General features: G+C 68.2%; 15 protein-coding genes. 1 reads left to right on the forward strand and 14 read right to left on the reverse strand.

Going from position 1 to position 23,352, the window contains the following annotated elements; genetic code table 11:
• Positions 1–53: 53 nt before the first annotated feature.
• The 12 genes from E3T55_RS16930 to E3T55_RS16985 all read right to left on the reverse strand — a co-directional run bounded on the left by E3T55_RS16930 (position 54) and on the right by E3T55_RS16985 (position 19,559).
• A complete protein-coding gene (locus E3T55_RS16930) occupies positions 54–1,292 on the reverse strand; it encodes an MFS transporter (protein WP_420898015.1) in 1,239 nt (412 codons plus the stop codon).
• The gene (gene narI, locus E3T55_RS16935) at positions 1,292–2,044 is read right to left on the reverse strand and encodes a respiratory nitrate reductase subunit gamma (protein ID WP_134520726.1); all 753 of its coding nucleotides are present in this window, start codon (positions 2,042–2,044) and stop codon (positions 1,292–1,294) included. The genes E3T55_RS16930 and narI overlap by 1 nt, the downstream gene beginning before the upstream one ends.
• 3 nt (positions 2,045–2,047) lie before the next feature.
• Positions 2,048–2,665 (reverse strand): nitrate reductase molybdenum cofactor assembly chaperone, encoded by a 618-nt coding sequence (gene narJ, locus E3T55_RS16940; RefSeq protein ID WP_134520727.1) that lies wholly within the window; start codon positions 2,663–2,665, stop codon positions 2,048–2,050.
• On the reverse strand, positions 2,662–4,410 hold the full coding sequence (gene narH, locus E3T55_RS16945) for a nitrate reductase subunit beta (protein WP_134520728.1): 1,749 nt from the start codon (positions 4,408–4,410) through the stop codon (positions 2,662–2,664). The genes narJ and narH overlap by 4 nt, the downstream gene beginning before the upstream one ends.
• Positions 4,410–8,129 carry a nitrate reductase subunit alpha gene (locus E3T55_RS16950; RefSeq protein WP_134520729.1) on the reverse strand — a complete coding sequence of 1,240 codons (3,720 nt, stop codon included), beginning with the start codon at positions 8,127–8,129 and terminating at the stop codon, positions 4,410–4,412. Before E3T55_RS16950 ends, narH begins: the two co-directional genes overlap by 1 nt.
• A gap of 206 nt (positions 8,130–8,335) precedes the next feature.
• Positions 8,336–9,715, reverse strand: coding sequence for a Na+/H+ antiporter NhaA (gene nhaA, locus E3T55_RS16955; RefSeq protein ID WP_134520730.1), 1,380 nt, complete (start codon positions 9,713–9,715; stop codon positions 8,336–8,338).
• 123 nt (positions 9,716–9,838) lie between these two features.
• Entirely contained in the window at positions 9,839–12,718 is a 2,880-nt protein-coding gene (locus E3T55_RS20345; RefSeq protein ID WP_241993119.1) for a multicopper oxidase domain-containing protein, read from the reverse strand.
• A 51-nt stretch (positions 12,719–12,769) separates the two neighbouring features.
• Positions 12,770–13,726, reverse strand: a complete 957-nt coding sequence (locus E3T55_RS16965; RefSeq protein WP_134520731.1) for a helix-turn-helix domain-containing protein — start codon at positions 13,724–13,726, stop codon at positions 12,770–12,772.
• 81 nt (positions 13,727–13,807) lie between these two features.
• Complete coding sequence (locus E3T55_RS16970) at positions 13,808–14,434, reverse strand: hypothetical protein (RefSeq protein WP_134520732.1); 627 nt, start codon at positions 14,432–14,434, stop codon at positions 13,808–13,810.
• Positions 14,435–14,468: 34 nt separating this feature from the next.
• Positions 14,469–15,188: an anaerobic ribonucleoside-triphosphate reductase activating protein gene (locus E3T55_RS16975; protein WP_134520733.1), complete on the reverse strand. Its 720-nt coding sequence runs from the start codon at positions 15,186–15,188 to the stop codon at positions 14,469–14,471.
• Positions 15,185–17,002, reverse strand: a complete 1,818-nt coding sequence (locus E3T55_RS16980) for a ribonucleoside triphosphate reductase (protein ID WP_198418596.1) — start codon at positions 17,000–17,002, stop codon at positions 15,185–15,187. Before E3T55_RS16980 ends, E3T55_RS16975 begins: the two co-directional genes overlap by 4 nt.
• 178 nt (positions 17,003–17,180) lie before the next feature.
• The gene (locus tag E3T55_RS16985) at positions 17,181–19,559 is read right to left on the reverse strand and encodes a trehalase-like domain-containing protein (protein ID WP_134520735.1); all 2,379 of its coding nucleotides are present in this window, start codon (positions 19,557–19,559) and stop codon (positions 17,181–17,183) included.
• Positions 19,560–19,817: 258 nt separating this feature from the next.
• Here E3T55_RS16985 and E3T55_RS16990 point away from each other — a divergent pair, with 258 nt between their 5' ends.
• Positions 19,818–20,885, forward strand: a complete 1,068-nt coding sequence (locus tag E3T55_RS16990; RefSeq protein ID WP_134520736.1) for an enoyl-CoA hydratase/isomerase family protein — start codon at positions 19,818–19,820, stop codon at positions 20,883–20,885.
• Positions 20,886–21,023: 138 nt separating this feature from the next.
• Here E3T55_RS16990 and menD read toward each other — a convergent pair whose 3' ends face one another.
• A complete protein-coding gene (gene menD, locus E3T55_RS16995) occupies positions 21,024–22,754 on the reverse strand; it encodes a 2-succinyl-5-enolpyruvyl-6-hydroxy-3-cyclohexene-1-carboxylic-acid synthase (protein WP_134520737.1) in 1,731 nt (576 codons plus the stop codon).
• A complete protein-coding gene (locus E3T55_RS17000; RefSeq protein ID WP_134520738.1) occupies positions 22,747–23,211 on the reverse strand; it encodes a PLD nuclease N-terminal domain-containing protein in 465 nt (154 codons plus the stop codon). Before E3T55_RS17000 ends, menD begins: the two co-directional genes overlap by 8 nt.
• Positions 23,212–23,352 lie beyond the last annotated feature (141 nt).

A 23,352-nucleotide genomic window follows, 5' to 3' on the forward strand; every position in this document is an offset into this window, starting at 1 on the left:
ATTCTCAACCGTGGCGTCGTGGAACCACGACCCGCCCACCGAACCGGCGGCGCTCACGCGGGCGCCCGGCCGGCTCGGGAACGGTCGTGCACGAAGAAGACCGTGAACACGAAAGCAACGGCCGCGGTGCCGGCCAGCAGCAGCAGTCCGATCGCGTAGCTTTGCTCGGCCGCGTTGTAGGTGGCGCCCATGATCAGCGGTGGAAAATAGCCGCCGAGTCCGCCGGCGGCGCTGACAATACCGCTGACCGATCCGACCCGGTCGGCTGGCGCGTTGCGGCCGAGCCAGGCGAAGACTCCCCCGGCGCCGAGGCCGAGCGCCGACGCCATCGCGACGAACGTCAGCCCGGCCGGAATCTCGCCGTCGGGCCGCATATTCACGATCCAGGCGAGCACGGCCACGCCGGCCAGCGACACCAGCACCACGATTTTCGGCCCGAATCGGTCGGCGAGGGTGCCGCCGATCGGTCGCAGCAGTACCGCGGCCACCGCGAATCCGGCCGTGCGGGTGCCCGCCTCGGTCAGGTCGAAGCCGTAGATGTCACGCAGGTAGGTCGGCAGGTAGGTCGAAAAGGCCACGAAGCCGCCGAAGACGAGCCCATAGAGAAAACACATCTGCCAGGTCACGCCGAGTTTCGCCGCGGCGACGAGCTGGGGAATGAACGGTTGAGTGCGCGGCACCCAACTCGGCGAATTGCCGAGCAAGAACCAGACGGTGGCCGCGGTCAGGCCGAGCAGCGCGACGAGAATCAGGTGCGTCGGCAGATATCCGAACCACTCCACGAACCTCGGGGTGAAGAACGCCGAGAGCGCCGTTCCGCCCATGCCCGCGCCGAATACCCCGGTCGCGAACCCCCGGCGGGACACGTCGTACCAGTTGCTGACGAACGGTATTCCGACCGCGAACACGGTTCCGGCGACACCCAGCAGCAGCGCGCAGAGCACCAACAGCCCGAACACGCCGAGCGACCCGGCGAGCGCGACGAGCAGCAGCGCGGGAATCGTGGCGAGCAGCACGACGGTGAACATGATGCGGCCACCGAACCGGTCGGTCAGTACCCCCACCGGAATCCGGCCGATCGACCCGACGAGCACGGGCATCGCCACCAAAACGGATGCCTCCGCCGACGATAGATCCATCGCCTCGCTGTACCGCACTCCGAGCGGAGCGATACTCGTCCAGGCCCAGAAGCAGACGACCGAGGCGAGCGTCGCGAGGGTGAGGTTGAATCCCTTGCTGGCCCGGGTGCGCTCGGCCAGCCGCGCGCGCGAATCCGGCGGCGGCCCCGCCACTAGCGTTTGTCCCTGGTGCGGTCGGGGGTGCCGATCGGTGCCCAGCCGCGGCGGACAGGCCGCACCGCACCGGGCACCTTGTCACGGGTGCGGTAGACGATATAGGGCCGGAACAGGTAGTGCAGCGGAGCGGTGAAGGCGTGCACGAGCCGCGTGAAAGGCCAGATCGTGAAGAGCAGCATGCCGACCAGGGTGTGGATGTGGAACGAGAACGGCGCCGCCGCCATCGCGGCGATGTCGGGCTGGAAGATGAACAGCGAGCGGAACCATGGCGACACGGTTTCCCGATAGTTGTGCCCATGATCACCCTCGAACACACTCGCCACGGTGGTCCAGAGGCCGAGCACGATCGCGGCGGTCAGCACGACGTACATGACCTTGTCGTTGCGGGTGGTGGCCATGAACACCGGCCCGGTCTTGCGCCGCCGGTAGATCAGAATCAGGATGCCGCCGAGCGTGCCGACCCCGGCGACGCCACCGACGAGCAGCGCGTTGAGGTGGTAGAAGTCTTGGCTCATGCCCACCGCGAGGGTCCAGGTCATGGGGATCACGAGGCCGAAGAAGTGCCCGGCGATGACCGCGAGCAGCCCGAAGTGAAAGATCGGCGAGCCGATCCGCAGCAGCCGGCTCTCGTACAGTTGCGACGACCTCGTCGTCCAGCCGAACTGGTCGTAACGGTAACGCCAGATCGAACCGCCGACCAGCACGGCGACCATGACGTAGGGCAGCACGCCCCAGAGCAGCAGGTCCACGGGTTACGCTCCCTTGAGCGGCAGCAGCCGCGGATCGTAGGGTTCGAGGCCCACGGTTTCGGTGGGCGGACCGTAGCCGGCCATCCGCTGCACCGCCTCCCGATCGGCCGGCGATGCGCCCGGCAGGGTCGCGCAGACTCCGGCAACAACCTCGCCGTAGGGCGAGCCGTGTTCGACGAGGGCGAGCCGAAGCAGTTCGAGGCTCGGCCGATACTGCCGCAGCAGTTCCCGGCCGGCTACCGGGTCGGCGATCGCCGCGAACTCGAGCACGAGCGGTAGAAAGTCGGGCAATTCACCGTGGGTGTTGGTCAGAAAATCGGTCTGCCGGTAGACCTGTTTGAACGCGGCGAGCACGTCGCCGCGGCGGCGGGTGTCGCCGTCGGTCCAGTACGACAGATAGAGCGGATGGTGCTTGCTGAGGTCGAAGGTCTCCACGTAGCGCCGCTGCAGCGTGCCGACATCCGCTGCCTCGAGGTAGCCGAAGAAGCCCTCGAGTTTCGGCGCCTTGCGCCCCTGTTCGGCGAGCGCGGCGCGCATCAGCGCGACCCGCCCGAGCAGTTCGGCGTCGGGGTAGGACAGGCACCAGCCGGCGGCCTGATAGACCACCCGGTCGCGCATCATGGTGTGCCGTGCCCGGTGTCAGTGCCCGGAACCTCGCGAGCCCCCGACCCACTCAGATCGGCCGGCGACGGCGCCGCCGTGCGCGGCACATCCCGGTGTTCCGGAAACAGCCCGGCCGGAGCGCCGTTGCCGTCCCAGTTGAGCAGGTTGACCCGGTTGCGCAGCGTGGCCGCGCCGCTCGCGGTGTCTGAGGTCTGCCGGTCTTTCAGCGCATAGAAGTTCTCCACCGCGACCGGTGTCGGCCGTCCGCTGGCCTCGCCGAACGGCGAGTCCTCGTACATGCCGGGGCCGCCCTCGAAGTCGACCGAGCAGCCCATCTCCTCGAGGTCGTGCGCCTGTTCCACGTGCGCCTTCGGAATGACGTAGCGCTCGTCATACTTGGCGATCGCCATCAACCGGTACATCTCGTACATCGACTCGGGTGACATTCCGACGGCGGCCGGAATGTCGACATCCGGTTGCTGGCCGAGGGTGATGCCGCGCATGTAGGAGCGCATCGCCGCAAGCTTGCGCAAGACGTCGGTGATGCGGTCGGTGTCGCCGGCGGTGAACAGCTCGGCGAGGTACTCGACCGGAATTCGCAGGGAGTCGATCGCTCCGAACAGCGTGCCGGTGTCCTCACCGTCGTGGCCCTGTTCACTCAGCAGGTCGACGATCGGCGACAGCGGCGGCACGTACCAGACCATCGGCATCGTGCGGTATTCGGGGTGCAGCGGCAGCGCGACCTTGTAGACCTTCGCGAGCGCGTACACCGGCGAGCGCCGGGCCGCGTCGATCCAGTCATCGGGTATTCCCTGAGCGGATGCCGCGGCCGCCACCACCGGATCGTTCGGGTCGAGCAGCACATCCATCTGGGCCTCGTAGAGGTCTTTCTCGTCGGTGACGGCCGCGGCATCCGTCACCCGGTCGGCGTCGTAGAGAAAGAGGCCGAGGTAGCGCAGCCGACCCACGCACGTCTCCGAGCACACCGTCGGCAGCCCGATCTCGACGCGCGGGTAGCAGAAGGTGCACTTCTCGGCCTTGCCGGTCTTGTGGTTGAAGTAGATCTTCTTGTAGGGGCAGCCGGTGATGCACTGCCGCCAGCCGCGGCACTTGTCCTGGTCGACGAGCACGATGCCGTCTTCGACCCGCTTGTAGATCGCGCCGGACGGGCACGAGGCCATGCAGGAGGGGTTCAGGCAGTGCTCGCAGATGCGCGGCAGGTAGAACATGAAGGTCTGCTCGAAGCTGAACTGGATCTTGTCTTCTGATTCCCGCCGCACCTTCTCGACGATCGGGTCGAGGTGGCCCATCTCGGGGGCGCCGGCGAGGTCGTCGTCCCAGTTCGCCGACCAGGTGATCTGAGTGTCCTGACCGGTGATCAGCGATTTCGGCCGGGCGACGGGAAAATCATCGCCGAGCGGGGCATCGATCAGGGTCTTGTAGTCGTAGGTCCAGGGCTCGTAGTAGTCCTTGAGCTCGGGCTGCACCGGGCTGGCGAACAGGCCCATCAGTTTGGCGATGCGGCCGCCGCTCTTGAGCGCCAGGCGCCCCTTCTTGTTGAGCTTCCAGCCGCCGCGCCACTGCTCCTGGTCTTCGTAGCGGCGCGGGTAGCCCTGACCGGGCCGGGTCTCAACGTTGTTGAACCAGACGTATTCGGTGCCGGCCCGGTTGGTCCACGCCTGTTTGCAGGTGACCGAGCAGGTATGGCAGCCGATGCACTTGTCGAGGTTCATCACCATGCCCATCTGAGCCATAACGCGCATCAGTACCGCACCTCCTGGGAACGTCGCCTAATGGTTGAGACCATGTCTCGCTGGTTGCCGGTCGGCCCCAGATAGTTGAAGGCGTAGGAGAGCTGCGCGTAGCCGCCGATCAGGTGGGTGGGTTTCACGAGCAGGCGGCTCACCGAGTTGTGGATGCCGCCGCGGCGGCCGGTGGCCTCGGACTTGGGCACATCGATGGTGCGCTCCTGCGCGTGATAGACGTACACGACGCCCTGCGGCATCCGGTGACTGACGATGGCGCGGCCCACGAGCACACCGTTCATGCTCACGCACTCGACCCAGTCGTTGTCGGCGACCTCGATCGAGGCCGCGTCGATCGGACTCATCCACACCGTCGGCCCGCCGCGGGACAGCGACAGCATGAAGAGGTTGTCCTGGTACTCCGAGTGGATCGACCACTTCGAGTGCGGCGTCAGGTAGCGCACGGTCACCTCGGTGGTGCCGTTCGGGCCGAACTTCGGCTCGCCGAACAGGCGCTGCATGTCGAGCGGCGGCCGGTAGGTGGGCAGGGCTTCGCCTAAGTCGATCATCCAGTCGTGGTCGAGAAAGAAGTGCATGCGCCCGGTCAGGGTGTGCCAGGGCTTCAGCCGTTCCACGTTGATCGTGAACGGGGAGTAGCGCCGACCGCCGGTTTCCGACCCCGACCATTCCGGCGAGGTGATGACCGGTACCGGAGCCGCCTGGGTCTGGGCGAAGGTCACGCGTTTCTCCTCCGAGCCGAGCGCGAGGTCGACGAGGTGCATGCCGGTCTGCTTCTCGAGCTCGCGAAAGCCCTGCACGGCGAGTTCGCCGTTGGTGGTGCCGCTGAAACTCAGAATGGCCTGGGCGAATTTGGCGTCGGTGTCGATGGCCGGCCGGCCATTGCCGGCACCTCCCTGCATCACCCCGTTGCTGCGGGCAAGCAGTTCGATCTCGTGCTCGAGGCGGTACGTGATGTTTTTCACCGTGAATCCGCGCTGTTCGGCGAGCGGGCCGACGGTCGCGAGTTTCTCGGCGATCGCGGTGTAGTCGCGTTCGACGATCGAGAACACCGGCATGTTCTGCCCGGGCACGGCGGCGACGGATGCGTTCCGCCAGTCCCGCACGACGCCGCCGGGCTGCGCGATCTCCCCGGGCGTGTCGTGTTGCAGCGGCACGCTCACCAGGTCTTTGCGGGTTCCGAGATGCACCCGGGCCTGCCGGGAGAACTCCTCGGCGAGCAGCCGGAAGGTGTCGAAGTCGGTCTTGGCCTCCCAGGGCGGGTCGATCGCCGGGCTGAAGGCGTGCACGAACGGATGCATGTCGGTCGAGGAGAGGTCGTGTTTCTCGTACCAGGTGGCCGCCGGAAAGACGATGTCCGACAGCAGCGTGGTCGAGGTCATCCGAAAATCTGCCGACACCAGCAGGTCGAGTTTGCCCTCGGGCGCGGCGTCCCGCCACCGCACATCGCGGGGCCGCGCGGCATTCACGTGGTCCTGGCCGAGCACGTTGTGGTGCGTGCCGAGCAGGTGCTTGAGAAAGTACTCGTTGCCCTTGGCCGAGGAGCCGAACAGGTTCGACCGCCAGAGCATGAGGGTGCGCGGCCAGTTCTCGGGCGCATCGACGTCGTCGATGGCGGGGGTGAGGCGGCCACTCGTGAGGGCGTCGGCGATGTAGCTCGGGGCATCCGTCGCCTCGCCCCGGTCGATTGCGGCCTGTACCTCATCGGCGAGGTCGAGGGGGTTACGGTCGAACTGCGGGTAGAAGGGCATCCAACCGAGCCGGGCAGACTGGGCGAGGGTGTCGGCGGTGTGCATCCCGTCGAAATGGCCGGTGGCGAGCGGTGATTTCAGCGAATCGGCCGAGTAGCCGTCGGACCGCCACTGGTCGGTGTGCATGTACCAGTAACCGGTGCCGATCATCGTGCGCGGTGGGCGGCTCCAGTCCAGAGCGTTAGCGAGCGAGATCCAGCCGGTCATGGGGCGGGTCTTCTCCTGCCCCACGTAGTGCGCCCAGCCGCCGCCGTTTCTGCCCATGCAGCCGGTGAGCATCAGCAGCGACAGCACGGCCCGGTAGGTCGCGTCGCCGTGGAACCACTGGCAGATACCGGCGCCCATGATGATCATCGACCGACCCTTGGACGCTTCAGCGTTGCGGGCGAATTCCCTCGCCACCCGAATGCAGGCCTCAGCCGGAACACTCGTGATCTCGGCCTGCCAGGCCGGCGTGTACGGGGTCGACACGTCGTCGTAACCGGTCGGCCAGTCGCCGGGCAATCCGGGCCTTCCCACCCCGTACTGCGCCATCATCAGGTCGAACACCGTCGTCACGAGGTGGCCGCCGACCCGGCGCACCGGAACCCCGCGGGTGAGGATCGACCCTTCTCCCGAGGGTGCTTCGAAACAGGGCAGACGGATGCTGGCGGTCTCGCCGTTCGCACCGTCCAGCAGGCTCAGCGCCGGGTCGGTGCCCTCGAGATCGAGGTTCCATTTGCCCTCGCCGGCTTCGCCGTAGCGGTACCCCATCGAGCCGTTCGGCACGACCGGCCGGCCGGTGTTCGCGTCGAGCAGCACGGTCTTGAACGCGGCCCCCTCGGTGTGCGCGTGCTCGGGCAGGTCGGCCGCGGTCAGAAATTTCGTCGGCACGAGGCCCTGGCCGTCGGCGTGCTCCTCGAGTCGCACCAGGAACGGCAGGTCGGTGTAGCGGCGCACGTATCCCTCGAAGTACGGGATGCGCCGCTCGACGAAGAATTCCTTGAGCAGCACGTGCCCCATCGCCATCGCGAGCGCGGCATCCGTTCCGGCCTGGGCGGGCAGCCATTCATCGGCGAACTTGGTGTTGTCGGCGTAGTCGGGGCTGATCGCCACGACCTTGGTGCCGCGATAGCGCACCTCCGTCATGAAGTGGGCGTCCGGGGTGCGCGTCACCGGCACGTTCGAGCCCCACATCATGAGGTAGGTGGCATCCCACCAGTCGCCGGATTCGGGAACGTCGGTCTGATCGCCGAAGACCTGGGGGCTGGCCACCGGCAGGTCGGCGTACCAGTCGTAGAACGAGGTCATCACGCCACCGATGAGCTGGATGAACCGGTTGCCGGCGGCGTGGGAGACCATCGACATCGCCGGGATCGGTGAGAACCCCGAGCAGCGGTCGGGGCCGTAGGTCTTGATGGTGTGCACGTGGGCGGCGGCGGCGATCTCGATCGCCTCGGTCCACGGGATCCGCACGAGGCCGCCCTTACCGCGGGCCTGCTGGTAGCGGCTGCGGCGCTCGGGATCACCCACGACATCCGCCCAGGCCAGCACCGGGTCATGCAGTCGGGCCTTCGCCTCCCGGTACAGGTCGACGAGCACGCCGCGCGCGTAGGGGTACCGAACCCGGGTGGGCGAGTAGGTGTACCAGCTGAAGGCCGCGCCACGGGGACAGCCGCGGGGTTCGTATTCGGGGCTGTCGGGGCCAACGCTCGGGTAGTCGGTCTGCTGCGCTTCCCACGTGATGATGCCGTCGCGCACGTAGACCTTCCACGAACACGACCCGGTACAGTTCACGCCGTGGGTGGACCTGACCACCTTGTCGTGACTCCACCGGTCTCGGTAGAACACGTCTCCTTTACGGCCGCCCTCGCGAAACACCGCGCGGCCGTCATCTGTCTGATCCCACCGGGTGAAGAAACGACCGAGTGCCAGCATCGTGTCCGACGCTCGTCCATCCATTCCGGCAGGCGTCATGCCCGCTGCCATGCGCACATCCTAGGTCGCTCCGGCCGCCCCCGCCAGAACTTTTCTCGCCGCGTCTGCTGGTTGGCCGCGTGGCGAATTCAGGAGATCCTCCCCGTGACGGTGCGGCCACTCGACTGGTCCGGCGTCCCTGGTGCTGCACCCGGGCTAATCTCCTGAATTCGCCACCGGTGAGCGGCCGTCAGGCACCAGCAGGTCGCGCGAGCGGGCTAGTTCTGCGGGGCGCGCCGCTCGGCCTGGTCCGACTCCTCCGTCTGATAGACGTCGGGCATGCCGTCGCCGTCGGCGTCAAGGGCATCTTTCTCGGCGATCTTCGCGTAGTGCCGGTTGCGGCTGATCAAGATCGCCGAGGCCAGCACCGCGGCGAGCAGCGAGCCGACGAGAATGGCGACCTTGCCGTGGTCATCGAGCACGGTGCCCTGGCCGAAGCCGAGTTCGCTGATCAACAGCGACACGGTGAAGCCCACGCCGGCCAGCAGCGAGACACCGGCCACGTCGATCCAGGCCAGGTCGGGGTCGAGCCGGGCCTTGGTGAATTTGGTGACGATCACGGTCGCCAGCAGCACGCCGACCGGTTTACCGATGACGAGCGCCACGACGATGCCGACCGCGACCGGGTCGGTCAACGCCTGGTAGAGACCTTCGGCACCGCCGATCGTGACGCCGGCCGAGAAGAACGCGAACACCGGGATCGCAAAGCCCGAGGAGAGTGGGCGGATGCGGTGCTCGAGCGTTTCGGCGAGGCCGGGTCCGGCATCCGGTCCCCCGCCCTTCGCACTGCGCAGCACCGGCACGGCGAAGCCGAGCAGCACGCCGGCGACGGTCGCGTGCACGCCGCTCTCGTGCACGAGCGCCCAGGTGACGAAACCGATCGGAAGCAGAATGAGCCACGGCGCGAACGCCCTGGTGCCGAAGAAGTACGAGAATTTGTGGGCGAGAAACGCGTAGAGCGCGAGCGGGATGATCGCGAGCAGCAGCGGGCCGAAGAGGATGTCGGTGGTATAGAAGAAGGCGATGATCGCGATCGCGAGCAGGTCGTCCACGACAGCGAGGGTGAGCAGGAAGATACGCAGGGCGGCGGGCAGCTTGGAGCCGATGACCGCGAGCACGGCGAGCGCGAAGGCGATGTCGGTTGCCGTGGGGATCGCCCAGCCCTTCAGAGCCTCTGGCCCTGAGTTCAGGTTGATCAGGGTGTAGAAGATCGCGGGCACGATGACGCCGCCGACCGCGGCGGCGACGGGCACGATCGCCCGATTGACGCTGCGCAGGTCACCGGCGACGAACTCCCGTTTGAGTTCGAGTCCGGCGAGAAAGAAGAAGATCGCCAGCAGGCCGTCGGCGGCCCAGGCACCCAGGCTGAGGCTCAGGTTCCAGGGCTCGTAGCCGATCTTGACGTCTCGGAAGGCGTAGTAGTTGTCGGCGAGGCCGGTGTTGGCCATGATCAGGGCGGCGACGGTGGCCGCGAGCAGCAGGGCACCGCCGACGGTCTCCTTGCGCAGGATGGCGCCGATGCGCAGGGCCTCCCGGCCGCTGCCGCGGCGGAGCACGGCGGGAGACGGGGAGGGGGGAAGGGGGGCGGGGTGATTCATAACTCGTCCTCAGGTTTCGGGCGTACAAAAGTCTGTGCCGACCAGACTTCCCGGCTCACCTTTTAGACAGCCTAACCGGCGCACCTGTCAAAGCCCCTAGTTCGGGGCCGGGCCCGAATCAGGTCAGTCGGTGACCACGAACACGCCGTGCGCACCCTTCTCGGCATCGGCCATAATGTGGCTCACGAAGCTGTAGGTGCCCGCTTCGGGGAACGTGAGCTCGACGAAGCCGCCCTGCGCGGGGCTCAGAGCGAGCGCCTGCGCGCCGCCGCTGCCGGTGCTGCCGCCATCTTTCAGCAGGTAGTCACCTTCTTTGAAGACCGTGTCGAACTGCCCGCCCACCACGTGGAACGAGCTGCTGATGTTCGGGCCGGCGTCGAGCACCCAGATGCGCACGGTCTCCCCGACCGTGGCCGTCAGCGGTTCGGCCAAATACTGGTCGCTGTACCCGTTGAAGACGACGAGGTCGGGCGTGCCGGCCTGCGCCTTGGCGGCGTCGACCTCGCCGCCCTGGGCGCCGAGGTAGTACTCGCTCTGCACGAGCGCGTACTCCCGGTCGACCGCGCTGAGCCCGGCGGGGTCGATGATGACCGCACCGAACATGCCGTTGGCGATGTGGCTGGTCATCGGCATCGTGCCGCAGTGGTACATCCAGATGCCCGAGCGGGTCGCGGTGAACCGATACTCGAGGCTCTCCCCCGGGTTGATCGATCGCATGGGCTTGTCGGGAGCGAGCGCTCCGGCGTGAAAGTCGATCGAGTGCGAGATCGTTCCCTCGTTCACGAAGGTCACGTCGAAGGCGTCGCCGACCGTGCCGCGCAGCGTCGGGCCGGTCGCGCCGCCGTTGTAGGTCCACAGCGTCTGGGTCACGCCGGGCGCGACCTCGAGCTCTTCATCGGTCACGGTCATCGTCAGTTCGTGCACGGTAGCGGATGCCGCGGGCGCGAGCGCGGCATCGCGCGCCACGAAGTCGTCGCCCGGCACCGCGCCCGGGGTGAGGTCGTCGGCGGCTGACCCGGTCGTGCTGGTGGTCTCACCCATCGCGCCGTGATCCATGGCCGTTCCATCGTCTGTGGTGGCGGCATCCGCTGGGCCGGAGCTGTCGTCGGCGCCGATCGCATTGATCGTGAGCACCATGCCGAGCAGGCGGTGCCCACCGATCGAGCACCAGCCGTCGACATCGGCCGTGATCACACCGGCGTCGATCGTGGCGGTGTCGCCGGGCTCGACGGGACCGGAATCGCTGCCGTCATCGAGCACGAGGTCGTGCAGCATGCCGTCGTCGTTGGTGACGTTGATGATGAGGGTGTCGCCGACCGGAACATCGATGCTGTCCGGGCTGAAAGTGGTGTCAATCATGGTCACGTCGACGGTGGTGGTGTGCCCGGTACCGGCCGCTGCGCCGGTGCCGACGAGGTTCATCGCCGAGGCATCGAGGCCGACCCCGATGGCGAGCGCCAGAGCCAGCGTCGCGGCGGCCGCGACCAAGCCGCGGCGGGCCGGCGTGGTCGCACCATCGGCGGGGGCGGTCTTCGCGGGTACGGTCTTGGCGGGTGCGGTCTTGGCGGGTGCGGTCGTCGTGCCTGCAGTCGTCGTGCCAACGGATTCGGATGCGACCACGCTCCCGGACACTGGTGCGGCCGACCGTACAGACGCCGCGGCCGACAGGCCCAAGCTCGGTTTCAGGGCCGCAGGAGCCGGGTTTCCGGTCACCGGCAGCCCGCCGACCGGCAGCAGCCCCGGGCCGGCGCCCGCCGGCGGCCCCGCGCTCATGAGTGCCGTGATCATGCGGCGACTCTCGCGCAGGGCGCGCACCATGAAGACCAGGAACGACGCGAGCGTCACGAGCACGACTCCCCTCAGCAGCGTCACGGCCGTCTCGGACAGCGGCAGCAGGGTCAGCAGCAGTCCGCCATTCACGACGGCGACCCGAAACAGGCCCGCTCGGTCGAGCTCGGCGAAAATCGCGACCTTGGCACGCGGCCCGCCCGGCAGCACGGCCGCAATCAGATAGCTGAGCGCCCCGATCACGATCTGGCCCGCGAAGCCGAGCGCGAAGAACGGCACGAGCGCTTCGACGCCGGCAGCGGCATCCGCCCAGCTCGGAGCGATCGCGACGGCGACGCCGAAGGCCGCGGTGCAGAGGGCGAACCAGACGACGGCGGCACCGAGGCTCCAGCCGGCGTAGCTGATGACGGGCAGCCGGCGGGCGTGGCCGATGAGTTCCGCGAGCACCCGAACGAGGCCACCCAGGTAGACGAGCACACCGGCCGCGGCGAGATAGCGCGAGTCGACGAGCGAGCCGAGTGTGATCACCGTGAGGCCGCCGACGAGAATCGGCAGCGTGCTGCGGGAGGCCGCGATGGTCTTCGCCACCACCGGCGAGCGCAGCACCGTGGGCCACAGCAGAACCACCGTGCCGATGACGGTCAGGCCGATCCAGCCGAGCAGGTTGAGTGCGAGGTGCCCGATGTACAGGCGCTCATAATATTCGCCCGCGGTGTTGATGATCGAGCTCTCGGGATGCGCCATCATGATGCCGAGCGTCACGCCCACGGCGAGCGCGCCGGCCGAGGCAACGTAGTAGCGCACGAGCCGGGAGAATCGGGCCGGAAGCGCCCCGCGCAGTTGGCCGACCAGCAGCCCGGCGTGCAGCAGCGCGTTACCGCCGACCAGAATCCCGCCGATCAGAGCGACAATCCACCAGCCGTAGACGATGCCGGTCATCACGGTTGCCGCACCCACGGTGTGCACGCTGAGTCGAACGCCGAGGCTGGCCCGCCCGCCGGGCGCGGTGTTCTTGAGCAGGCTGTCGGCGAAGTACTGGCTCCAGACCAGAATCGCGGTGCTGACCCCGCCGAGCAGCAACAGGTGCACCATCAGCCACGGCCCGAACGCGACCGAGCGGGTCAGCACGGCGGCGACGAGTGCCAGAAACAGCCAGGCCGGAACGAGCATGCCGGTCGTGCGGTGCCAGAGCTTACGTTTGGTGCTGTCCTTCATGGCGTGCGGTTCCTTCACGGGTCGAGGCGTCCACATCCATTTTAGAGGACATTACTCAATTTTAATAGCGGATGCGGCACCAGGGCTCCCGGGAAGGTCCACCAGGCACAGGGTCGGCGTCACGAAGGGGCGCAGGCCCACGTCGTCCTCGTTCTGACCGAGGGCGCGCGCGACCCCGCGCAGCAACCCCAGGTGTACCGAGCAGACCACGCCGGGGCTCTCGCGGGCCTCTTCGCGAAACGGGCATTCGCGCAGGGCGACGACGCCCTCGCCCTGCAGCTCGGGCGCGAACCCGAGATTGTCGAGCACGGTCAGGTACGGGCCCGCCCTGCCGGTGCGGCGCACTGCGCCCAGCCCGACCGGCGCGGGAGCCTGCTCGATCCGGGCCGACCCGACGGGGCTCGCCTCGCCCGGGGCCGAAACAACCGATGCCCGGTCTCGCGTGGAAGGAGGCATCGCGACAGTCGTCGCTTCGGCAGGCGCCGTCGCGGCGACCGCCGGCCCCGAAAACGCGGGCGCGTCGCGCGTCGGCGCGTCGCCTTCGGGCGGGTCGGCCTCGAGCTCGTCTGGCGCCGTCTCGCCCTGAACGGCCGCGGGCAGGGTCGTCGACCAGTTTTCGCCGGCGCGGATGGCTCGGGCTCGGCCGCCGTCGGCGTCTTCGCTCAGCACGCTGATCAGGGCACGACTGAGTTGTTCCTGCATTTCGACCTGCGGCGGGCCGGATGTTCCCGGAGCCGTGCCGTCGTGCTTCGACGCGGGAATACTGAACAGCACGCGCGGGCGCCCTCGCTGTCCAGGCACGCGCAACACCTCCCGCTGCACGAGGCCCACGACCTCGAGCTGCTCGAGGTGAAAGCGAGCCGTTGTCACGTGCAGGGAGATTGCCTCGGACACAGCGACGGCGTCCAGCGCCTCGCCGGACTTCACGAGAAGTTCGAGTACGCGGCGGCGCGTGCTCGAAGCGAGGGCGGCATGCCAGCCTTCGCTTTTGAGTCGGTCATCAGTCACCCATTAACAGTAACATTGTGCACTTAAATGGGGTAGATTCCCCCCGGTATTCCCGCAGAGATGGCCCCGTGAAACGAGTTTTCAGTCGGTCGCTCTGCTCGGAGTCCAGAAACCGGTCAGGCCGAGCAGCTCGGTCTCACGGTCGGCACCGGCCGCAACCTCGACCGGGGGCCCGAAGACCCCCATCGCGCGCCAGTCGTCAAGCCGCGGAACGATCTGCTCCCAGAGATTCTCCACGAGTTCCTCAGGCATCTCGTAGTCGAGTCCCACCAGCCGCGCGATCGTCCAGGACTGGAACGCCCGATAACAGCTCACGTGCAGCAGATACTCCCGCAGCGGATAGTCCCCGTAGCTGAGGTGCACGATGCGCTCGGGGTCGAGATCCTCACGCATCGCGACCGTGGCGATGTCGTTGAGCCGGTCGTACTTGTCGATCAGATAGTCGCCGAGGGGGTCATCGCTGGGAGCCTCGTCGCCGAGCAGATTGGTGGGAAAGTCCTCCCCGACCTCCTCGATCGTGCGCCCCGCCAGCACGGCCGGCACCCAGGCCTCGTCGCGGGCGTGATCGGCGATGATGTCGCGCAGCAGTGGGTTCTTCACGCGGGTCCACTCGGCCGGGGCCGGTAACTCGAGTTGCTCGGGAGTGAGGCGGTCGATGACGGAGCGCAACGCGGCATCCGCTTGAAGAAACAACTCTCTCTGCTTCATGCCCGCACGGTACCACGCACGCCCGCCACCAGCCTCAGTTCGCCCCGGAGAGGGCACGAAACGCCTCGAGCCGAGCGGTGAAGTCCGCGGTCGTGCCCTCGGTGCGCACGGTCTGCAGCACGTGATTGCGCACCCCGAGCGCGGCCAGGGTGCGCATCAGCTCGGCGACATCGGCGGGGGCCAGCACCATCGGGTCGACGGTCGTGCGCACCTGCAGGTCGACGGATGCCCCCAGCGCCAACCGCAGGCAGGCAAACGCCTTCGCCGCCGCGGCCGCCACCCCGGTGACGGCGCCGTACAGCTGCTCCGGGGCCTTGATGTCGAGGCCGATCCAGTCGCAGAGGTCGAGCACCTCGGCGAACCGTTTCGGGTAGACGCCCGCGGTGTGCAGGCCCACGCCGTAACCCGCCGCGGACACCTCGCGCATGGCTGCCGCCAGGCCGGCCTGCCGCGTCGGTTCGCCACCCGAGAAGACGACACCGTCGAGCAGGCCGTGGCGGCGGGCGAGCAGGTCGCGCACCTGCTGCCAGGTCACGGTGCCGGGGGTGCGCGGGTCGAGCAGGCCCGGGTTGTGGCAGTACGTGCAGGCGAGGGGGCAGCCCTGCAGAAACACGGTGGCCACGAGCTTGCCGGGCCAGTCGCAAGTGGAGAGGGCGACGAGGCCCGCGATCTGCAGGCCGTCGGCATCCGTCGCCGGAGCCCCGAGCGCCGGCGACCCGGCCACGAGCACCCCGGCCGTCGACACGGCACTCATCGGCCGAGCGCGGATTCCACGAAGTGGGTGCGCTCCCGGTGCTCGCCCTTCTTGCCGATGTTGAAGGAGCTGACCGGGCGAAAGTAGCCCATGACCCGGGTCCAGACCTCGCACTCGCCGCCACAGGTGGTGCAGGTCGGGTGTTCGCCGGCGAGGTAACCGTGCTCGGGGCAGATCGAGAACGTGGGCGTGACGGTGATGTAGGGCAGCCGGTGGGTCGAGAGCGCCCGCTTCACGAGTTCACGGCAGGCCGCGGCCGAGGACAGCTTCTCGGACATATAGAGGTGCAGCACGGTGCCGCCGGTGTACTTGGTCTGCAGCTCATCCTGCAGGTCGAGGGCCTCGAACGGGTCGTCGGTGAACCCCACCGGCAGCTGCGAGGAGTTGGTGTAGTACGGGTTCGTCTCGGTTCCCGCCTGCAGAATGGCCGGGAACCGCTTGCGGTCCTCCTTGGCGAACCGATACGTGGTGCCCTCGGCCGGGGTCGCCTCGAGGTTGTACATGTGGCCGGTGGCCTCCTGAAATTCGACCATCCGGGCGCGCACATGGTCGAGCAGCCGAATTGCTATCGCGTGCCCCTCGGCCGTGGTGATGTCGTGCTCGTCGCCCGTCAGGTTGCGAATCATCTCGTTGACCCCGTTCACACCGATGGTCGAGAAGTGGTTGCGCAGCCCCGCGCCCAGGTAGCGCTTCGTGTAGGGGAAGAGCCCCTCGACGATGAGCCCGTCGATGACCGTGCGCTTGCGTTCGAGCGAGTCCCGGGCCAGCTCGAGCAGCACGTCGAGGGCAGCGATCAGCCCGGGCTCATCGCCCCGGTGCACGAAACCGAGGCGAGCGCAGTTCACGGTCACGACGCCGAGCGACCCGGTCTGCTCCGCCGAGCCGAACAGCCCGTTGCCACGCTTCTGCAGCTCGCGCAGGTCGAGCTGCAAGCGACAGCACATCGAGCGAATCTGGTTCGGCTTGAGCTCGGAATTGATGAAGTTCTGAAAGTAGGGCGTGCCGTAGCGGGCGGTCATCTCGAACAGGCGCTCGGCGTTGGCCGACTCCCAGTCGAAGTCCTCGGTGATGTTGTAGGTCGGAATCGGAAAGGTGAAGACCCGACCGTGGGCGTCGCCGGCGGTCATGACCTCGATGTAGGCCCGGTTGATCATCGCCATTTCCACCGCGAGGTCGCCGTACCTGAAGTCCTGGGCGACGCCACCGATGACCGGCACCTGCTCGCGCAGGTCGTCGGGGCAGACCCAGTCGAAGGTGAGGTTGGTGAAGGGGGTCTGGGTTCCCCAGCGGGAGGGCACGTTGAGGTTGTAGATGAGTTCCTGCACGCTCTGCAGCACGGCGGTGTAGTCGAGATTGTCGATGCGCACGAACGGGGCCATGTAGGTGTCGAAGGAGCTGAAGGCCTGCGCGCCGGCCCACTCGTTCTGCAGGGTGCCGAGAAAGTTCACGATCTGGCCGACGGCCGAGCCGAAGTGCTTCGGCGGCGTCGACTCGACGGTGCCGGGCACGCCGTTCAGGCCCTCTTCGAGCAGCACGCGCAGCGACCAGCCAGCGCAGTACCCGGCGAGCATGTCGAGGTCGTGAATGTGCAGGTCGCCGGCGCGGTGCGCCTCACCGATCTCGGCGCTGTAGACGTTGCCGAGCCAGTAGTTGGCGATCACCTTGCCGGCCGTGTTCAGAATCAGCCCGCCGAGCGAGTAGCCCTGGTTGGCGTTCGCGTTGACCCGCCAGTCCGAGCGGTCCAGGTACTCGTCGACGGTCGTGCTGACGTCGACGGATGCGCCGGGCCGGGCCCCGCGGGCATCCGCTGTCATGCTCGCGGATGAAATGAGGGCAGAGTCCTGGGCTGTAGTGAGGCTGGGCATTCTTGGTAGATCCTTTGCGTCGCAGCAACTCGGTCGGGTCGCTGCGCCCCACCATACGCCCCTTGAAGCACCACCAAACACTACATGTTGTGGTCATGCACGAATGTGCAACTACATCTAGTGCCAGCTAGCCGACGAGAACGGCCGCCTCGCGGTGCGCGTCGAGCAGCTGAGCGCAGCGGATGAACCCGAGGTGCGAGTAGGCCTGCGGGTGATTGCCCAGGTGCGTCTCGGTCGCCGGGTCGAATTCTTCCGACAGAAGCCCGGTCGGCCCGGTCAGCGCGATCAGCTGGTTGAACAGGGCCTCGGCCTCGTCGAACCGGCCGGTGGCGAGGTAGGCCTCAATCAGCCAGGTCGTGCAGATGTGAAAACCACCCTCGAGGCCCGGCAGGCCGTCGTCGTAGCGATAGCGGAACACCGTCGGGCCCACGCGCAGTTCACGCTCGACCGCGCTGACGGTCTGCGCGAACCGGGGGTCGTTCACGTCGAGCAGTCCGCTGAGCCCGATATGCAGCACGGCGGCGTCGAGGTCGGGGCTGTCGTAGGCCACGGTGTACGACTTGACGTCGTCGTCCCAGCCCTCGCGCAGCACGTCTTCACGAATCGTGAGCGCGAGCAGTTCCCACTCGGGCGGAGCCGTGCGGCCGTGGCGCGCGGCCACGCGCAGCGCGCGGTCCACGGTGACCCAGCACATGGTCTTCGTGTAGGTGTGGTGGCGCGGGCTGCGGCGCGCTTCCCAGATGCCGTGGTCGGGTTCCTGCCAGCGGCTCGCGACGGCATCGACCATCTGGCTGAGCAGTCCCCATTGAAACTCGGTGACCTCGTCGTTGCGGGCGCTGAGCGTATCGATCAGCTCGGCGATCGGGCCGAAGACGTCGAGCTGCACCTGGTTGTCGGCGGCGTTGCCGATACGCACCGGGCGCGAGCCGGCGTACCCGGGCAACGACTCGAGGCTGGCCTCGGCACCGAGCGACGAACCGGTGATCGAATAGAGCGGATGCAGCCACTCGGCCCCCGGGGACACCTGCAGAATACCGTCGAGCCAGTGCAAAAACCCTTCGGCCTCCACTGTCGACCCGAGGTCGACGAGCGCCTTGACGGTCATCGAGCCGTCACGCAGCCAGCAGTACCGGTAGTCCCAGTTGCGGGTGCCGCCGATGCCCTCGGGCAGCGACGTCGTCGACGCGGCGAGCACCGCTCCGGTCGGCTCGTAGCAGAGCGCACGCAGCACGAGCGCCGAGCGGCCCACGAGCGACTTCTTGACGCCCGGCAGGTCGAGACGGCTGACCCACTCGCGGCTCGAGGCCGCGATCGCGGCCCGGCGCGCGGGTTCGGCCGCGACATCGGGCACGTAGGCATCGGTGTCGCCGCAGCGCAGGTTCAGCACGATCGGCCCCTGCGACAGGTCGACGATGGCGGTCGCGGTCTCGTTGCGGCCGTCGGACGTGACCGTGAACTCAACCCCGGGGGCGGTGAGGGTGATCGGATCGCGCGATCCGGTGATGTGCACACCCACGGCATCCGCATGCATGTTGAAGTAGGCGGCGGCATAGTCGGGCCGCGGTGCGAAAACGATCTTCGCGCGGCCGGTACCGGTCAGCACCCGCACGAGGTTGGTGATGCCGAGCGCGGAGGGCTCGAGATAGTCGGTCACGGTCACGTCGGCCCAGCGGGTTTCGACGATCATCGTGTTGTCCACGTAGCGTTGGCCGAGCACGCGGCTCTTTTTCACCGGGTCGATGCTGAAGTGGCCGGCTTCCTCACTGCCGAGGATGCTCGCGAACAGCGAGCCCGAATCGGGCTGCGGATGCGTCATCCAGCAGATGCGGGCCTCCGGCGTGACGAGGGCGGTCGAGGTGCCGTCGCCGAGCATCGAATGACGTTCGATGGCCACGACGTCCTGCCCGAACAGCCAGTCCTTGCGCAGCTCAAACAGCAGGGCGAGCAGCGACGCGAGCGTCTCGGGGCCGGTGATGCTGTGAGCGGCCTTGGTCTCACCGTCACCGATTCGCACGCCCATGTCAGGGCCGTGCAGGGTGGCCATGGCGAACTCGTCACTGCTCGCGTCGCCGGCGAAGAACGCGGCGCTCGCCCCGAGGCGGTTGCGCAGGCGGTCGAGGGCGACGCCGGAGTCCTCGGCACGCGGTGCGGCCTCCGGGGTGGTCGTACCGAAGAATTCGGAGTCGAACTCGGCGCCATTGGAGCCGACCAGGTGCACCTCGCGCGGCAGGCGCGAGTCGGCGGCAAGGTCGCGCAGGGTGCGGCCGCTCATGACCGCGGTGTGCGTGTTGGGCAGGGCGGCGAGGGCGCGCAGGGCGGTCGCCGACTCGGGCAGCAGCTTCGACGGCACGTCGGAGGCGCCGTGGTACGACAGGGTTCCGCCGTAGTTGCAGGCGACCAGCAGCGACGGGGTGCGAGCGAGCTGCTGCAGGTCCTGCAGCAGCTGGTCTGAGACGCCGAGGTTCGGGCGGGCGGCTCGGCTCGAGCGGGTCAGGCGTTGGGTCATGGCGTGGTTCCTAGCGAAGGGTTCTGCAGGGCAGGAATAACGGGTTATTCGCCACTTCGCAAAGTTCCCCAAACTTGATGTTGTCACCTGTTCGGCCAGATCAAGAATTGAACGGATCTTCGGGCCGGTTTGCCAGTTCCCGTTCACGGGCCCGCAACGTTGCGGCGCCCGCTCCGCCGGTGTGTATCGTGAGGCAGACGACCGGCGCTGACGCCTCGGCCGGTGTCTCGCTGATGGGGCACGGAAAGCGAGTGCCGCATGACTCACGACGCAGAACCGGCATCGGTCCTGGTGCATCACGACGGCCACCTCGGGCATCTGGTGCTCAACCGGCCCCGGGCGCTCAACGCGCTGACGGCCGAGATGGTGCAGAGCATCGGCCGCGCCCTCACCGAATGGGCGACGGATGACGCGGTGCACGTTGTGCTGATCACCGGAAGCGGCGAGCGTGGCCTGTGCGCGGGCGGCGACATCGTCGGCATCCATCGGGACGCGGAGGCCGGCGGCACCCAAACGGCCAGCTTCTGGGCCGCGGAATACCCGGTCAACGCGCTCATCGCCGGCTACCCGAAGCCGATCGTGGCGCTCATGGACGGCATCGTCTTCGGCGGCGGCGTGGGACTCTCCGCGCACGCTGCGGTGCGACTGGTGACCGAACGCTCCACGATCGGCATGCCGGAGACGGCCATCGGCTTCGTACCCGACGTCGGCGGCACCTTGCTACTGTCCCGGGCACCCGGCGAGCTGGGCACCCACCTCGCCCTCACGGCCGACACGATGACCGGCCCCGACGCCATCGCCCTCGGCTTCGCCGACCGGTTTCTGCGCAGCGCGCGGATACCGGAGCTCGTGGCCGGGCTCGCCACCCAGGAGCTGCAGGAGGTTCTCGCGGCGGTCACCGAGCCGGCACCGCCGGCACCGCTGCTGCAGCAGCGACACTGGATCAATGCCTGCTACGCGGTCGACACCGTCGAGGCAATTCTCGGCCGGCTCGATGCGAGCACCGAGGCCGGTGCCGTGGCGGCGGCAGCCAGCATCCGCTCCAACTCGCCGACGGCGGTGAAGGTGACGCTCGCGTCGCTTCGGCGGGCGCGCCTGCTGCCGAGCCTTGAATCAGTGCTCGAGCAGGAGTTTCGAGTCTCGCAGCACAGCCTCGACCGGCCCGACTTTCGGGAGGGGATTCGTGCGCGGGTCATCGACAAGGACCAGGCGCCACGGTGGAACCCGGCCACTCTCGCCGAGGTCAGCGACGCCGAGGTGGAGGCACACTTCGCCGATCTTGGCGAGCGGGAGCTGGGTCTGGCACTCGCCGAAGCCGCGAGCTGACACCAGCCGGCGCTAGAGCCACGCCCAGGAGTCGAGGATCGTGTCGAGCTCTCCGCGAGAGCGGGTGACGCGTCGCTCTGACCGGGCCAGACCGACGATTCACCCGCTCTCGCGGTGCGGGGCGGGCGGTGTCAGGCGCTAGCGGGCGAGCGGCACTTCGAGGATCGTCGGCCCGGTCGGAGCCCCCGTGAGGGCGTGCTCGAGTTCGGTGCGGGTCTCCGCCCGGGCGTAGTCCCAGCCGTAGGCCGCGGCGAGCGCCGCCAGGTCGACGTGGCGCGGGGTGAACAGCACCCGGTCGAGGGCGTCGGCCGGCGCGGTCGCCGCTACCTCCAGACCGTCGAAGATGCTGCCACCGCCGTCGACGCCGACGATGACCTGCAGGCGTGGCCGCGGCTCCCCCGGCGTCAGCAGCAGCGAGCCCACATCGTGCAGCAGGGTCAGGTCGCCCAGCAGCAGCCGGGTCGTGCCGGCCGAGCGCGGCTCGGTTCCGCCCTGGCTGGCCATGGCGATGCCGAACGCGGTCGCGACGGTACCGTCGATACCGGCCAGGCCCCGGTTGGAGTGCACCGAGATCTTCTTGCCCGGCACCCGGCGATCGGCCTCTCGAATGAGCCTCGAGGCCCCGAAGACCAACCGGTCGTGCGGCCAGGACGCCGCCCAGACGGCATCCGCCAGCATCGGGCGCGTGATCGGCGCGCGCAAGAAAGCCAGTTCAGAGCGGGTGATGCCCCGCGCGTTGATCGCGGGAGCGGCGGCCTCGGGGTCGTCTGCGAGCAGCTCGCGGCTGGTGATCACCCAGCGGCCTCGCCAGCGGCGGGCCTCACTCGAGCGCGCGGCGGTGACGGAGCGTTCCGATGCCACGACCGCCCGTTCGAACCGGTGTACCCGGTGTCCCGGGTTGTAGCGTTCGGCGCCGAAGGGGGCGACAACGATCACCTCGACCCCGTCGCGTTGCAGCAGGGACGGAATCTCTCGGCTCAGGGTGGGGTGGCCGAAGACGATCGCGCGGCGCACGACCCCACCGAACTCGGGCTCACTCAGCAACTCGCGGTAGGCGACCACGAGGTTCGGGCCGAACCGGGCGCCGCTGGCGACCTCTGCCAGCAGCGGCCAGCCGCCGGCACGCGCGAATTCTTCCGCCTCGGGGCCGGCTCCAGCGCCGGCGATGACGACGGTTTCGGTTGCGGGATCGATCGCGGTCGCTGCGTCCAGCGCGCCCCCTGCGGCCACGGGCGCGGCCACGGGCGCGGCCGCGGCGCACGCGGCAGCGCTCAGCTCGATCGCAGCCGACAGCGGCTCCCGAAATGCGAGATTGAGCTGCACGGGGCCGGGATCGTTTGTCTGCAGGCCGAGCGCGGCATCCGTCGCCCGCCGTGCACGATCGGTGGCATCGGCGGCCTCCGTGAGAGCGCCCTCCGGAGCCGGTACGTCTTCGCAGAGTCGGGTGGCCACGCCGAAGATTCCGGGCTGCACGGTGGTCTGATTCGAGCGGATGCCACGCAGCTCGGCCGGTCGGTCGGCGCTCAGCACGATCAGGGGCACCCCGGAGTGGTGGGCCTCGAGCACGGCCGGGTGCAGGTTGGCGACCGCGGTGCCGCTGGTCATGATCACGAGGGCAGGCATGCCCGTTTCGACCGCGAGACCGAGCGCGAGAAAGCCGGCGCTGCGTTCGTCGAGGCGTACATGCAGCCGCAGGCAGTCAAGGCGTTCCAGCTCCGCCGCGGCGAGCGCGAGGGCCTGGGATCTGGCGCCGGGGCTGAGCACAACGTGCCGCACCCCGAGTCGTACAAAGGCACTGAGCAGTGCAACGCTGAAATCAGTCGCCGGGCTGCCGCTCGAGTGCTGCTGGCTTGCTGGCAGCTCAGGCATCCCGCCGGCCGGGGAGGTCGCCCTCACCGGGGTCGGACTTCTTCGGGTCGACACCGGTCGTTCCGGCAGAACCGGTCGCTCCCGACGGGCCGGGCTTGCCGGGCTTGCCGGGCTTGCCGTCGGACTTGCCGTCGGCGTCATCAAGCTTGGCGAATTCGTCTTCCAGACGACGGATGCGCTCCCGCTCCTTTTTCTCGCGGTCCAGGCCCCGCAGAAACTCGGGGTCGTCGTCGGGGGCGCTCGTGCGGGGCATCCGCCCAACGGGAGCACGCTTGCGGCCACGACCGACGAAGAGCCAGAGCAGCGGGCCGATGACCGGCACGAGAATAATCACGAAAATCCAGACCCAGCGCGGCAGGCCGCGGATTCGTGAGCGATCAAAAAGGGCGCAGTCGACCAGGGCATAGACGGTGAGGATGATCACGATCAATCCAAGACCAAACAACAGGCGGGGCATGTCGCAATTGTAGGCCGCTGAGCCGTGAGTCAGGTGAGCGCGTGCTGACCCCCACCTGCGGATCGCCCGATACGCGTTCAACCGTACGGCGACGACGCCCGCCCGGGGTGAAGTTCGGGTGTCCAGCTGATGACGGGCGGG

The organism is Cryobacterium frigoriphilum, from assembly GCF_004403305.1.
Taxonomy (GTDB): domain Bacteria; phylum Actinomycetota; class Actinomycetes; order Actinomycetales; family Microbacteriaceae; genus Cryobacterium; species Cryobacterium frigoriphilum.

Coding starts and splice junctions, on each gene's coding strand:
- narJ (WP_134520727.1), bottom strand. CDS start 2,665: ATGATGCGCGACCGGGTGGTCTATCAGGCCGCCGGCTGGTGCCTGTCC.
- narH (WP_134520728.1), bottom strand. CDS start 4,410: ATGCGCGTTATGGCTCAGATGGGCATGGTGATGAACCTCGACAAGTGC.
- E3T55_RS16950 (WP_134520729.1), bottom strand. CDS start 8,129: ATGGCAGCGGGCATGACGCCTGCCGGAATGGATGGACGAGCGTCGGAC.
- nhaA (WP_134520730.1), bottom strand. CDS start 9,715: ATGAATCACCCCGCCCCCCTTCCCCCCTCCCCGTCTCCCGCCGTGCTC.
- E3T55_RS20345 (WP_241993119.1), bottom strand. CDS start 12,718: ATGAAGGACAGCACCAAACGTAAGCTCTGGCACCGCACGACCGGCATG.
- E3T55_RS16970 (WP_134520732.1), bottom strand. CDS start 14,434: ATGAAGCAGAGAGAGTTGTTTCTTCAAGCGGATGCCGCGTTGCGCTCC.
- E3T55_RS16975 (WP_134520733.1), bottom strand. CDS start 15,188: ATGAGTGCCGTGTCGACGGCCGGGGTGCTCGTGGCCGGGTCGCCGGCG.
- E3T55_RS16980 (WP_198418596.1), bottom strand. CDS start 17,002: ATGACAGCGGATGCCCGCGGGGCCCGGCCCGGCGCATCCGTCGACGTC.
- E3T55_RS16985 (WP_134520735.1), bottom strand. CDS start 19,559: ATGACCCAACGCCTGACCCGCTCGAGCCGAGCCGCCCGCCCGAACCTC.
- E3T55_RS16990 (WP_134520736.1), top strand. CDS start 19,818: ATGACTCACGACGCAGAACCGGCATCGGTCCTGGTGCATCACGACGGC.
- menD (WP_134520737.1), bottom strand. CDS start 22,754: ATGCCTGAGCTGCCAGCAAGCCAGCAGCACTCGAGCGGCAGCCCGGCG.
- E3T55_RS17000 (WP_134520738.1), bottom strand. CDS start 23,211: ATGCCCCGCCTGTTGTTTGGTCTTGGATTGATCGTGATCATCCTCACC.